At 47.2% G+C, this 12,503-nt stretch carries 14 protein-coding genes; 7 read left to right on the top strand and 7 right to left on the bottom strand.

The annotated features are described in order from the left end of the window. The first annotated feature begins 150 nt into the window (after nucleotides 1–150). From ACJJIT_RS00590 to ACJJIT_RS00580, 3 genes are all read left to right on the top strand, one after another. Nucleotides 151–612, top strand: coding sequence for a YccF domain-containing protein (locus tag ACJJIT_RS00590; RefSeq protein ID WP_252083634.1), 462 nt, complete (start codon nucleotides 151–153; stop codon nucleotides 610–612). Nucleotides 613–816: 204 nt separating this feature from the next. Beyond that, entirely contained in the window at nucleotides 817–1,644 is an 828-nt protein-coding gene (locus tag ACJJIT_RS00585) for a DUF5694 domain-containing protein (RefSeq protein WP_444899617.1), read from the top strand. Between the two features lie 38 nt (nucleotides 1,645–1,682). Beyond that, nucleotides 1,683–2,507, top strand: coding sequence for a DUF5694 domain-containing protein (locus ACJJIT_RS00580; protein WP_444899616.1), 825 nt, complete (start codon nucleotides 1,683–1,685; stop codon nucleotides 2,505–2,507). 250 nt (nucleotides 2,508–2,757) lie between these two features. On the opposite strand, the gene ACJJIT_RS00575 is transcribed toward ACJJIT_RS00580, so the two are convergent. Continuing rightward, complete coding sequence (locus ACJJIT_RS00575) at nucleotides 2,758–3,705, bottom strand: DUF5996 family protein (protein WP_444899615.1); 948 nt, start codon at nucleotides 3,703–3,705, stop codon at nucleotides 2,758–2,760. A 267-nt stretch (nucleotides 3,706–3,972) separates the two neighbouring features. On the opposite strand from ACJJIT_RS00575, the gene ACJJIT_RS00570 reads away from it, so the two are divergent. Beyond that, nucleotides 3,973–4,569, top strand: coding sequence for an esterase/lipase family protein (locus ACJJIT_RS00570; protein ID WP_252083637.1), 597 nt, complete (start codon nucleotides 3,973–3,975; stop codon nucleotides 4,567–4,569). A gap of 76 nt (nucleotides 4,570–4,645) precedes the next feature. Then, entirely contained in the window at nucleotides 4,646–5,101 is a 456-nt protein-coding gene (locus tag ACJJIT_RS00565; RefSeq protein ID WP_444883029.1) for a phosphate-starvation-inducible PsiE family protein, read from the top strand. A 78-nt stretch (nucleotides 5,102–5,179) separates the two neighbouring features. Here ACJJIT_RS00565 and ACJJIT_RS00560 read toward each other — a convergent pair whose 3' ends face one another. The 6 genes from ACJJIT_RS00560 to ACJJIT_RS00535 all read right to left on the bottom strand — a co-directional run bounded on the left by ACJJIT_RS00560 (nucleotide 5,180) and on the right by ACJJIT_RS00535 (nucleotide 9,989). Then, nucleotides 5,180–5,941: a TerC family protein gene (locus ACJJIT_RS00560; RefSeq protein ID WP_444889182.1), complete on the bottom strand. Its 762-nt coding sequence runs from the start codon at nucleotides 5,939–5,941 to the stop codon at nucleotides 5,180–5,182. A gap of 163 nt (nucleotides 5,942–6,104) precedes the next feature. After that, complete coding sequence (locus tag ACJJIT_RS00555) at nucleotides 6,105–6,491, bottom strand: STAS/SEC14 domain-containing protein (RefSeq protein WP_444899614.1); 387 nt, start codon at nucleotides 6,489–6,491, stop codon at nucleotides 6,105–6,107. A gap of 164 nt (nucleotides 6,492–6,655) precedes the next feature. After that, nucleotides 6,656–6,970, bottom strand: coding sequence for a putative signal transducing protein (locus ACJJIT_RS00550; protein ID WP_252083641.1), 315 nt, complete (start codon nucleotides 6,968–6,970; stop codon nucleotides 6,656–6,658). Nucleotides 6,971–7,039: 69 nt separating this feature from the next. Further along, nucleotides 7,040–7,438, bottom strand: coding sequence for a hypothetical protein (locus ACJJIT_RS00545; protein WP_252083642.1), 399 nt, complete (start codon nucleotides 7,436–7,438; stop codon nucleotides 7,040–7,042). A 239-nt stretch (nucleotides 7,439–7,677) separates the two neighbouring features. Beyond that, the gene (locus ACJJIT_RS00540; protein ID WP_252083643.1) at nucleotides 7,678–9,186 is read right to left on the bottom strand and encodes an aldehyde dehydrogenase; all 1,509 of its coding nucleotides are present in this window, start codon (nucleotides 9,184–9,186) and stop codon (nucleotides 7,678–7,680) included. A gap of 140 nt (nucleotides 9,187–9,326) precedes the next feature. Continuing rightward, nucleotides 9,327–9,989 (bottom strand): fumarylacetoacetate hydrolase family protein, encoded by a 663-nt coding sequence (locus ACJJIT_RS00535; protein ID WP_444887427.1) that lies wholly within the window; start codon nucleotides 9,987–9,989, stop codon nucleotides 9,327–9,329. A 150-nt stretch (nucleotides 9,990–10,139) separates the two neighbouring features. Between ACJJIT_RS00535 and serA the strand changes: the two genes are divergently transcribed. Beyond that, nucleotides 10,140–11,387, top strand: coding sequence for a phosphoglycerate dehydrogenase (serA, locus tag ACJJIT_RS00530; protein ID WP_444899613.1), 1,248 nt, complete (start codon nucleotides 10,140–10,142; stop codon nucleotides 11,385–11,387). A 204-nt stretch (nucleotides 11,388–11,591) separates the two neighbouring features. Beyond that, nucleotides 11,592–12,500: an EamA family transporter RarD gene (rarD, locus tag ACJJIT_RS00525; RefSeq protein ID WP_444883034.1), complete on the top strand. Its 909-nt coding sequence runs from the start codon at nucleotides 11,592–11,594 to the stop codon at nucleotides 12,498–12,500. The last annotated feature ends 3 nt before the right edge of the window (nucleotides 12,501–12,503 follow it).

Below are 12,503 nucleotides of genomic sequence, written 5' to 3'. Positions count from 1 at the left end.
CTATAGAAGCTCTCTACCGCGTCAGAGTGGTATGGGCATATCAAAAGGGGGAAGATATCGCCTTTCTAGGTGCCGCCTGGCAAGGTTTTAGCCCTGGTACCTGAACAGCAACTGCATTAAGTCCCCACAATAACTCTCGAGGAAGTAAGTGTGCGAACCCTGGGCAATTTCTTATGGTTTATTCTTGGCGGAGTCTTTATGGGCCTCTGCTGGTGGTTTTTTGCACTAATCGCCTTTGTCAGCATTATCGGTATTCCCTGGGGTAGGGCCTGCTTTGTAATGGGCAAGTTCTCATTCTTTCCCTTTGGACGTGAGGCTATTTCACGCAAGGAGCTGACCCTAAACGAAGATATTGGGACCAGTGGACTTGGCTTGATCGGCAATATCATCTGGTTCCTATTTGCCGGAATTTGGTTGGCGATTGGTCATTTGGTACATGCTATTGCCTGCTTTGTAACCATCATTGGTATCCCTTTCGCCATTCAACACTTAAAGCTTGCAGGCATATCCTTATCACCAATTGGAAAAACGATTGTAGTGACAGAAGTAGCCCAAGCTGCAAGGATGAAAAATGCTGAGACGATAGTTTCAAGAATGAGAGGAAACATCTAGCCACTTAAGAATAAGGCCTTTCTGATAAGTGGTTTCAATGAGACAAGGTGATCAATGAACCTTTAAGCCATTAGTACCAGATAGCTTTATTTAAATAGCAGACAATAAATTTATTAATACTGCATCTCCCTGTGATTCTACAGCGTCTTACCGTGAGTGACATAACAACCGTCACTCATTTTAATGAACACAGGGAGTATAACAATGAGAAAACTTACCTTAATTTTAGCTGGTACATTTGCTTTAGCTGTCAACTCTATTGGCTACGCCACTGAAAAACCCATAATGCCAGAGCAGGACACACCAGCAGCCCAAGTAATGCTATTTGGTGTTTTTCATTTTCATAATCCTGGATTGGATTCAGTAAAGTCAGAGGTAATCAACGTACTGACCCCCAATAACCAGCGCTATTTGGAGCAACTTACTAGCAAGCTTGCAGATGAGGGGCCCACCCATGTATTAATTGAATGCCCGCCGACACGTCAAAAAACAATAAATCGTAAATTCACTTCCTATAAAAATGGCAACCACGATCTCAGTGTGAATGAGAATCAGCAGCTGGGGTTTCGTATAGCGGCAAAGGCGGGACTGGATAAAGTACTTTGTTATGACGAAAGAAATGTTCATTGGAAAGGTGCTGAACTAAGAAATTATATGGCTAAAGAAACACCGGAGAGAAAAAGAATTCATGACAAACTTATAGAGAAAATCGGCAAGGATACGTCTCACAGACATAGTACTTTATCTTTAAGCCAGCTACTTAAATTTAACAATGCTCCCACAGAGGAACATGATAATATGAATTTATATATATCAAGAAATGATATAGGTGCGGGTAAAGGTTTTATTGGAGCCGATGCAGCAGCCAGCTGGTGGCACCGTAATTTCCGGATGTACGCTAATATACAGGCCAAAGCCCAGCCGGGAACTAAAGTAATTGCTATCGGTGGCTCAGGTCATACTGCTATCCTAAAGACCCTTCTAGAGGTTGATAAAAGTCGCCGGGCTTGGGATGTTAATGAATACTTATAAAAAATATTAGAAATAATAAATGGAGAATTAGGGGAACAATGAGAAATCTTATAAAGCTCTTGAGCAGTATCATAGCCCTGGCTTCTTGCTCAAGTTGGGCTGCAGAAAAAGAAGTATCATCCAGCCCTGAAGTACCGCAGGCCCAGGTAATGTTATTCGGTACCTTTCATTTTGCAAACCCTGGCCGGGATACAGTAAAGTTAAATGTTATCGATGTGCTAACGCGAGAAAATCAAGCCTATTTGGAGCAATTAACCGAGAAACTAGCCGGTGAATCCCCCACCCATGTGATGCTAGAGTGTGACCCAAGTAAACAGGAAAAGATTGATAGAAAGTTTCAATCTTACCTGAGTGGAAAACATAAACTCGAAGTTAATGAGCACCAACAGCTGGGTTTTCGCATTGCAGCCAAAGCGAAACTGAATGGTGTTATTTGCTATGATGAAAATCAAGTGCACTGGAATGGGGAAAAACTCATGAGCTATATGAGTACCAATGCGCCTGTAAGAAAAAAAATGTTTGATGCCCAAATAGCAGATTTTGGAACTTTAGCTAGTAAGCAGCACAAAACACTCCCCTTACGACAGTTGCTCCAAATTGATAACTCTCTTGAGAGAGACAGAAAAAATATGAATTTATACCTTATGGTAAATGATATTGATTCTGGTGAAGGTTTCTCAGGAGCAGATGCGTCAGTCAGTTGGTGGCATAGGAATTTTCGCATGTATGCCAACATCCAAGCTAAGGCTCAACCAGGAACCAAGGTTATCGCAATTGCGGGTTCAGGTCATACCGCACTTATGAAAACACTTCTGGCCACTGATCTTCAGCGCGAGGCCTGGGATATTAATGATTACCTCTAGAATTCCTACCCAGCTTATTTATCACTAACAATTGAGAGTAATACTCATTCCAATCCATACCCTTGGATATCACACTACATATAGTGTGATATCCAAGCTTAGCAAAAAATAGACACACAAGAAATTTTAACTTTAGTTTTCCCTCCCTAACTACGTGTAAGATAGTTTATTTTCAGCTCAGGAATTACCATACAAAAACAAGATTACATCCACCTTAATAATCATACCTATGATTTTGCTATCAATATTTCTATCTAGCTTTTGGAATAAATTCTTTCTCTAGAGCACTCCTGTCCCACCCTCCAGTGCTCGCTGCAGCTTCATAGGTACTCTGCAGAAAAGCCAATAATGTTTCATCTGGTGCAGTAGACTTCCTCACCTCATCATAAGGAAGGATAAATTCAGACAGCTCCTTTGAATAAAACGCAGAATCCGGACTAACCTCTTGACCCGAAAATTTATCAGATGCAGGATACGTATAAGAATAAAATGCAGCATCTTTATAACCTCCTCCGCCGGGCCAAAACCCAGCACTACTGACTTCATGAGAGTATGCCTCTTGAGCAGCCCAGTCAGGGAAATTTGGAACGCCTCCAGGATGCAGAGGTGCCTCTCTGCCAGAGAAACGTGTAACCGCTAAATCAAAACTTCCCCAGAAAAAATGCACAGGACTGCATTTCCCTATAAAACGGGAACGAAACTCTTTAAAAACTCTATCTATTTGCACTAGCGCCTGCCAAAAACGGGTTGCAAACCTTGAGTCATAATGACAATGATTCCTATCCTCTTCAAAGGGGATACCATTGGCAATCTCACTAGGTGTGGTATAGATTTCAACTGAAAGACCAAGATCCCTCATTACATTTATAACCGCCATATAGAAATCGGCAACGCACATTGGCGTTAACGGTATGATACGCCTGCCACCATCACTGACCAATATTGAAAGTTGATGCTCAAGAAGATCAAATTCAATAGAAAAAGCTCTTCCATCATAGGGGATCAGAGAGGTATTCAATCCCCTTGCTGATATATAAAAAGGCACATGCCAGGAGTGATTTGTCCAAGGTGTCTGAACCAAGCGAATCTTACCAATGATCTGTGTCCACAGATGTAATGTGGCCACAGTGTCTGACCAATCTTGAAAGTGAAGTTCAGGCCAATCTGAATTCTTAGAACGATTTGAAGGCATCTTCATATTTCACTCCGATCACTCACAACAAATAAAATAAAAGACTACTGCCTCAGCAAAAAATAAGCAGCATTCGGAAAAATCCACAACAGTAACATTATCGACACCAAATGATTCTCTACATGCCAACATAACTTATAAATACATTATTAGTGTCACCAAGCAAATTCCCACGCCTTTGACTTGCAAACTACACTCTTCAGTCGAGAAACTAATAAGTTAATCGCGTTACCCCAAACATACCAACTCTAAACAACTGAATACCTGTCACGCATGAGCCGCAAAAGCCATACTGTTCTATTAGTCCCCGGGATTTTTGACCGGGGTACCTCTCTGTTAAAAATGCAACGTATACTTTCTGAAGCAGGCTATAACACACATTACATTCACTTGCGTTACAACTCAGGTTGGCACGGTATGGAGCATTTATCCGCTCAATTAATGGCAAAGATGGAGAATATACTTAAGGGAGAGGAGACTTGTACGTTGATAGGATTTAGCATGGGGGGAATTGTCGCGCGCTATTACCTACAAGCCATGAGCGGTATTGATAAGGTGCATAAATTTATCTCTATTGCCTCTCCACACCATGGTAGCTATTGGGCAAATTTTCTGCCATATAAAGGAGGGAAACAGCTACGCGTGGGTAGTGACTTCTTAAAATCTTTAAACAAGTCAATACACCTCTTGGAACAAACCCAACCTGTCTCAATTTGGACTAAATACGACATCACCATAATGCCACACAGCAGTGCCCAGCTGGGAATTGGTGTATCTTATGAGGTTCCGGTTATCTTACACAGATTAATGCCAATGAGTACTAAAGTTATTTCATTGATGAAAAATGAAGTCATAACAGGTATGGAGTAAATATATTTTATGAATAGCCTCATTAAGAAATTCTAAATGCTTAATATGCCTAGCCTACTTTCACAGGCAATTAACTATGAGTAATTCAGATAAAGAGACCGCCAAGCCAGAAAGTGCCATCCAGAATTATTACCGTAAATTCGAAAGCTTTATTGCACTACTTCTCACCTTTATCATTATTGTAATTGTTATTATCGCCATTAGTCGTCTTGCCTATTCTGTATACTCCATGCTATTGATCGGCATGAAAGATCCTCTTGATCACAAAGTATTCCAGACTATTTTCGGTGAGATTATTACCTTACTGATTGCACTGGAGTTCAGCCACACCCTGCAATATGTGGTAACCAAGCAGCAGAGTATTATTCAAACTACCGTTGTAGTCTTAATTGCTATACTGGCGCTTGCGCGTAAGTTTATAATTCTGGATCTGGATAAAGTCAGTGCGGGAGAATTAATCGGGCTGGCAGCTGCGACTCTAGCACTAGGATTAACCTACCTAATACTGAAAAACAAAAGAAGTAATTACTAAGTTTTACACTATATTAGCAACTTTAAATTGGGCGAAGTGCTGATTCACCATTCGCCCAATTAAGACTAGCTCTATATACTAGTTATCATTCTCACGTAATGCATGATGTAACCGCACCGGCTTTGTTTTGCGCTCTTTCTTACTACGTAGGCGCAAATTAAGCATCTCCACTGCCATCGAGAATGCCATGGCAAAATAGATATACCCCTTGGGTACATGCACATCAAAGCCCTCTACCACCAGGGTAAGTCCAACCATAATCAAAAATGCCAGCGCGAGAATTTTAACCGTTGGATGGCGATCGACGAAGTCACCTATTGGTTTAGCGGCTACCAGCATAACCATTACTGCTAGGACAATGGCGACAGCCATAATGGAGATTTCATCTACCAGACCTACGGCAGTAATCACAGAATCGAGTGAAAATACGATGTCGAGAATGGCAATTTGCAGGAGCACCATGCCAAAACCGGCGGTCCCCAGTGAGGCCGAATCAGTCTCAGCACCCTCCAAGCTATTGTGTATTTCATGTGTGGCTTTAGCGATCAGGAACAAGCCGCCTCCCACTAAAATAATATCTCGGCCGGATATCTCCATTGAAAAAATACTAAACAGTGGCTCTACCAGCCCCATAATCCAGACGATGGAAAACAATAATGCTAGGCGCATTACCATAGCGAGGGTCAGGCCAATAAAACGAGCCGGTTCGCGCTGATGGGGCGGAAGGCGTCCAACGAGAATAGAAATAAAAATAATATTATCGATACCGAGAACTATTTCCAGCGCTGCCAATGTAGCCAGAGCAACCCAGGCTTCCGGGCTGGCTATCCACTCGAACATAAAAATTCCTTATCCATTAATTATTCTGAAATGCTCTTCCCGTAACTAGGGGAGGCCAATATGGCACAGTCAGCACCAAACTTTATCTTTTGTAGTCACCTGACTTCTCTACTAACTCAGTGTTCAGAAGAGAGTGTCAGGGAGTAGGCCATATTAAGCTACTCTATTCGCCTTGACGCAACCAGATCATGGCCTTATCTTCAGAATCAAATACCTTATACTCACCGCTGATAAACCAGCTCCCCACTTTACTAGCTATTTTCATCCAGCGCTTCTCAGAGATTACCGCAATCCGATTAAACTCACGGCCATGAGATAACCCTAACTTTAAATCGTCCCAAGCAGCGCGCGGCTCCCAACCCTGTAACTCCTTGGCATCCATTAGACAATCAATCTTGGGGTTTTCTACACCGGCAATAGCCGAGTTGAGCATGGGTACCATGGTCTGGTAATCCTCATGCGTCAGTTTTCCGCGAGCTCGCAGAGTCAAAAAGAAGTGATTGCCTTGTTGCTCCAAACCGATAGAAACACCGTGAGGTTGATCGCTCATAGGTCACCCTTAACTGACGTTTTCTACACAGGATAAGTTAGCTTTCAATACACACTCTAAATAAACACTTAGAAGTCGTTGCGCCAAAAATTAATGCTTTATTTTTATCAGGCTAAGAACATTACTTCTGCTTGAAGGAATACAATTTGGACACATGAAAATAGCTATTCTTCACAGGCTACCGGCCGTGATTTTCCGCATTGCCAACAATAGTCAAAGGCCGCCCCGTTCTCTTCACCACAGCTGGGGCAGGTCCAGCCTCTCTGTTCAGCTTCGGCATCCTGTAATAGCTGACAGGCCCGCTCATAATCTCGGTCTCGCTCCAACCAAAGTTCCGCCCAAGCTTGGTTCGGGGCCAGCTCTCCAGATGCACCCTGGGCAAATTCATTTTTCAGTTTGACCGCTATACCGGCAACTTCCAGGCGACTTTTAACCAGCTCCACCAGGAGGCGGTTTTCATGGGTATAAATGAGTTTCATGAGGTAAGAGGCCCTGTTCCAGAACCCCCAGAATACTCACAACCAGTAGATGAACCCGATAGATAAGCTCTATTCCTCTGTTGCAGCTGTGCAATCTACATGTCGACAATATTCTTCATGGGGTACCGTGATGATTTCCAGAACACTTTCTACGGTATTCAGTGCTGCCCGGCTATTAATAAGTACCCGCCCGGAACGACTGGCAATATATTCCAACACAGCCCTCCCCCTAGTACTTTTGTAAACCGCCAAAAGTTGCCCCTTTTCCACCGCATCGCCATGCCGGACAAATACTTCCATCCAATTGCCAATCAAACTGTGGACCTGTGTGGTGCGCATTGCCTGGGCATATATTCGCTCCACACTGACTAGCCCCGCAATCTCTCCAAACCTGGGGGCCTCCGCTGCCCGTAGAGGTGTTATTCCGCTGACAGCCAGGATAACGACAAACAGGCAGATTTTTCTCAAGCCAATTCTCCTCAAGCTGGTTTTTCCACGGACTCCAGCCCAGTTTATGGGCCATGTCGCCGAAGGCATTTTTAAAAGGCGATAACTTAGGTATAGCTGACTAAATAATTCACGCCAGATTGAATAGCTAGGTGACAGGAAAATAAAAGGGGTGATAAATAAACTAGCGAGGCAAAGAAAGGGCCACTATTTGTGGCCCTTTTGTAAATTTATGCTACTAAGATGCAGGAAGAGTGAATCTAGCTGAGATCTATCCAAGTGGATTTTAATTCACAGTACTTATCCAAGGCGTGCAGGGACTTATCCCGGCCGTTGCCCGACTGTTTGAAGCCACCAAATGGGACAGTGATATCCCCGCCAAAGTAGTTATTGACCCACACAGAGCCCGCATAGATATCGCGGGCCATACGATGGGCGCGGCCCAAGTTGTTGGTCCAGATACCTGCCGCCAGCCCGTAGATGGAATCATTGGCTATGGCGAGCGCCTCCTCCTCTGTTTCAAACTCGATCACCGACAGTACCGGGCCGAAAATCTCTTCGCGGGCGATGGTCATTTCGCCAGTCACATTGCGAAATACGGTCGGCTCGTAATAGTAGCCACCGGCCACCTCATCCACCGGCTGACCACCACATACCAGCTGCGCGCCCTGCTCCAGGCCCTTGGCCACGTAGAATTCAACCGTATCGAACTGACTGCGATCGATCAGCGCACCCATTGCGGTATTGGGATCTTGTGGGTGGCCGGGCTTAAAGCGCTCAGCAGCCTTGCTTACCTTTTGAATAAACTCATCGGCGATGCTCTTTTCTACCAGCAGGCGTGAACCCGCAGTACAAGTTTCCCCCTGGTTATAGAAAATGGCCAGTGCTGCTGCATCAGCGGCCTTATCCAAGTCGGCATCAGCAAAGACAATATTCGGGCTCTTTCCACCCAACTCCAGGAAAGTACGCTTCAAGTTTGACTGACCGGAATACTCAGTGAGGGTCTTGCCCACTTCGGTGGAACCGGTGAAGGTGAGGCAGTCGATATCCATATGCAGGCCCAGCGCCTTACCCAAGCTACTACCTGGTCCCGGTAATACATTCAGTACGCCATCGGGCAGGCCTGCTTTCTTGGCCAAACCAGCCAATTTAATCGCTGTCAGCGGGGTATTGGAGGCCGGCTTCAGAATCACACTATTGCCAGTGGCCAACGCCGGCCCCAACTTCCAGGCGGTGGTGGACAATGGGAAATTCCAGGGCACGATTGCCGCCACCACCCCCAGCGGCATGCGGGTTACCAGACCAAGCTCACCTGGGCCTGTAGGAGCAACTTCATCGTAGATCTTGTCGATGGCCTCACCACTCCAACGAATAGTGGTGGCTGCCCCGGGAACATCCACGGCCATGGTATCGCCGATGGGCTTACCCGCATCCAGGCTCTCCAACAGGGCAATTTCCACTAAGTGTTCTTCGATCAGTTCGGCAAATCGCACCAGAATTTTTTTGCGCTGCATCGGCGGCATTTTCGACCAGACACCGGACTCAAAAGTCTCGCGTGCCACATTGACTGCCAGATCGGCATCCTGTGGACCGCAGCTGGCGATCTGCGCCAACTCTTCACCATTGGCGGGGTTATAGGTGGCACGAGTTTCCCCAGATAGAGCATCTACATACTCGCCATTGATAAAGGCTCGGCCTTCAATCTTGAGTGAGGCCGCCAGAGCCTGCCACTCCTGCAGGTTTTGCGGGATATTATTTTCTTCTTTCATGGCACACCTCGTCTGAGACTATTAGTTTTTTCAGGTTATATCGAAAATGTGATCACAAATCAAAGGGGTTGCTGGCATCCGGCTTATTGTGGCTTGGCAAGTACATTAAGGGGCCCCAAGAGGCAGGCCCCTAAGTAGAATTACACGACCTCAGTCTCCACCTGTAACCAATCATCCTGTAACTGCATCATCAGCTTGTCGCCGTGATGCAGCTCACCGACGCCCGCTGGGGTGCCAGTCAACACCACGTCGCCGGGTTCAAGAGTAAAGTAACTGCTGATATAGGCCACCAAATCGAGTATCGGGGTGAGCATATATTCAGTTTTACCACACTGGCGTTGCTCGCCGTTTAGCCACAGCGAATAACTGAGCTTGTCCCAATCCGGCAACCAGTCCAATTTGACGAAAGAAGAAAGGGGGCAGGAATTATCAAAGCCCTTAGCCTTTTCCCAGGGGTGCCCGGCTTGCTTCAGTTGTGCCTGTAAATCACGCAAAGTGAGATCCAGCGAGAGACCCAGCCCAGCAATTGCCGGGGGAACTTCTGTCGCATTGGCGTCGGTCAATTTCTTACCGATCAGCAGTGCCAACTCACCCTCGAAGTGACAGCTGCCACGTCCCGTGGGCAGGTGAATAGGTTTGGCCATTTCTACTGCCGCAGTAGCCGGTTTGATAAACAGCAACGGCTCCTCAGGTACCGGATTATTCAACTCGGCGGCGTGGTCGGCATAGTTGCGCCCCACACAGATAATCTTGCCCAGCTTGTAAGGAACTTCACTGCCACAGGTAAATTGGTGTTGGTACATAAATAAATAAGATAGTTAGGATAGGAATTTCGAATAAAGCGACATAACCAGCATGTGCTATGATCGCGCCTTCGCCTGACTTCGGCACCTCTTAGAAGTGGCAAAGCACTTTTTACATCGCGTTACCCGCACTCAGTGAAGAGATAGTTTATGGCTCCGCACAATTCCGATCAAAGAAAGTCCCTACAAAAAGACAAGATTCGCATCCTGCTACTGGAAGGTGTACACCAGTCGGCTATTGATCTGTTGGCCTCCCGTGGCTACACCAACATAGAGTTTCTAAAAACTTCCCTGCCCGAAGATCAGTTGATCGAGAAGATCGCGGATGCCCATTTTATCGGTATTCGCTCCCGCACCCAGCTGACCCGCAAGGTGCTAGAAAATGCCCCGAAACTGGTTGCCGTTGGCTGTTTCTGTATCGGAACCAACCAAGTGGACCTGCAAGCGGCCACTGAGCTCGGGGTTGCCGTATTTAACGCGCCTTATTCCAATACCCGCAGCGTGGCGGAGCTGATTATCGCCGAGACCATCTTCATGCTGCGCGGTATCCCAGAGAAAAATGCCGTGTGCCATCGCGGTGGCTGGCTCAAATCCGCAGTGGGCTCCTTCGAAGCCCGCGGTAAAACCCTGGGGATTATCGGTTACGGTGCTATTGGCTCGCAGGTATCAGTCATGGCTGAGGCCATCGGTATGCGGGTGAAATTTTATGATGTCATCACCAAGCTGCCGTTGGGCAACGCCAGCCAGGTAGGCTCTTTGCAGGAGTTACTGCGCGAGTCCGATGTCGTTTCCTTGCATGTACCCGAGCTGCCCTCTACCAAAATGATGATGGGTGCCGAAGAAATCGCACAAATGAAGCCCGGCGCCATACTGCTAAACGCCTCCCGTGGCACCGTGGTAAATATTGAAGCCCTGGCAGAAGCCCTCAATAGTAAGCACCTGGCCGGTGCCGCTATCGATGTATTCCCGGTAGAGCCACGCGGCAATGACGATGAATTTCTCTCCCCACTGCGCGGCATCGACAACGCCCTGCTGACTCCCCACGTGGGCGGTTCCACCATGGAGGCCCAGGAAAATATCGGCACCGAGGTGGCGGAAAAACTGGCGCACTACTCCGATAACGGTACCACCACCAGCTCTGTGAATTTCCCCGAGGTGGCACTGCCAGGACACGCCGGTACCCATCGCCTGCTGCATATCCACAAAAATGTCCCCGGTGTATTAAGTGCCATTAACCAGGTGTTCTCAGATAATGCCATCAACATCTCTGCCCAGTACCTGCAGACTAACGAGACAGTGGGTTATGTGGTGATTGATGTGGATGCGGCTTACTCGGACCTAGCGCTGGAAAAACTGAAGAATATCCCCGGCACCCTGCGCTGCCGCGTGTTGTTCTAGCTCCCTAGAAAGCCCTCTATGGACGGGTGTGCAACTCCTCTGCCACCCGTCTTTCTGCGCCCTCAGCTGATCGATAAAAGGATTGATCCACCATGGCGCTCACTTCTACAATAGCAGCTCCTATTCTGTTGGTTCAGTCCCACACGCACCCTCTCGCATGACCGGGCCCAAGCCAACATCGCATTTTCCATAGCAGGTGTTCCCTTGCGCAACAACGATACCGCCACTACCGGCTTTCTCGCCGGCGTTGCCGCCTTCCTTATTTGGGGGCTGGCCCCAATTTACTTTAATCAGCTACAAGGCATTCCCGCAGCTGAGATCCTCGCCCACCGCAGTATCTGGTCCTTCGCGCTGGCGCTGCTGATTATGTTACTGCTGGGGAAATTGCCCGATCTTATCCGTACTCTGCGCGACCACAAGAAAATGCGGGTGTTGGCCCTTACTACCGCACTGATTGGCGGTAACTGGCTGGTATTTATTTGGGCTATTAACAATGGCCACCTGCTGGAAAGTAGTCTCGGCTACTACATCAACCCATTAATCAATATTGTCCTGGGGGTTTTATTCCTAGGGGAAAAATTGCGGCGCCTACAATGGTTGGCGGTGGCGCTTGCCGCCATGGGTATTGTCCACGAACTCTGGCAGTTCGGCCGTGTGCCGGTCATCGCCCTATTCCTGGCTGGGTCTTTCGCCCTCTATGGGCTTGCGCGCAAACGTGCGCCGGTGGAAAGCCTTACCGGACTGGCCATAGAGACCCTGTATATGTTGCCGGTAGCCTTGATCTACCTGCTTTGGAGCGCCAGCCCCACCAGTAACTTATTGAATAACGGCTGGGAACTAAACAGTCTGTTGGTGCTGGCCGGCCCCGTCACACTAGTGCCACTGCTGTTATTCACTATTGCTGCGCGCAGGCTGAACTTATCCACGGTGGGATTCCTGCAGTACATCGGGCCCTCACTAATGCTGGTGGTCGCCACCCAAATGCTTGGTGAGCCATTTAGCGAGGGCAAACTCACTACCTTTATGTTTGTATGGATGGGTCTAGCGCTCTACTCAATGGATGCCCTGGCGCAAAGACGCAAACTCCATTTGCAGGGCAAGGCCTCACTTTAAGGA

The organism is Microbulbifer mixtoriginis (SeqCode), assembly GCF_052467515.1.
This window is presented reverse-complemented; position numbering and strand designations above follow the sequence as displayed.

Excerpts from the sequence above, each read along its gene's own strand:
- ACJJIT_RS00585 (WP_444899617.1), top strand. The coding sequence starts at position 817 with ATGAGAAAACTTACCTTAATTTTAGCTGGTACATTTGCTTTAGCTGTC.
- ACJJIT_RS00580 (WP_444899616.1), top strand. The coding sequence starts at position 1,683 with ATGAGAAATCTTATAAAGCTCTTGAGCAGTATCATAGCCCTGGCTTCT.
- ACJJIT_RS00575 (WP_444899615.1), bottom strand. The coding sequence starts at position 3,705 with ATGAAGATGCCTTCAAATCGTTCTAAGAATTCAGATTGGCCTGAACTT.
- ACJJIT_RS00570 (WP_252083637.1), top strand. The coding sequence starts at position 3,973 with ATGAGCCGCAAAAGCCATACTGTTCTATTAGTCCCCGGGATTTTTGAC.
- ACJJIT_RS00565 (WP_444883029.1), top strand. The coding sequence starts at position 4,646 with ATGAGTAATTCAGATAAAGAGACCGCCAAGCCAGAAAGTGCCATCCAG.
- ACJJIT_RS00560 (WP_444889182.1), bottom strand. The coding sequence starts at position 5,941 with ATGTTCGAGTGGATAGCCAGCCCGGAAGCCTGGGTTGCTCTGGCTACA.
- ACJJIT_RS00555 (WP_444899614.1), bottom strand. The coding sequence starts at position 6,491 with ATGAGCGATCAACCTCACGGTGTTTCTATCGGTTTGGAGCAACAAGGC.
- ACJJIT_RS00550 (WP_252083641.1), bottom strand. The coding sequence starts at position 6,970 with ATGAAACTCATTTATACCCATGAAAACCGCCTCCTGGTGGAGCTGGTT.
- ACJJIT_RS00540 (WP_252083643.1), bottom strand. The coding sequence starts at position 9,186 with ATGAAAGAAGAAAATAATATCCCGCAAAACCTGCAGGAGTGGCAGGCT.
- ACJJIT_RS00535 (WP_444887427.1), bottom strand. The coding sequence starts at position 9,989 with ATGTACCAACACCAATTTACCTGTGGCAGTGAAGTTCCTTACAAGCTG.
- serA (WP_444899613.1), top strand. The coding sequence starts at position 10,140 with ATGGCTCCGCACAATTCCGATCAAAGAAAGTCCCTACAAAAAGACAAG.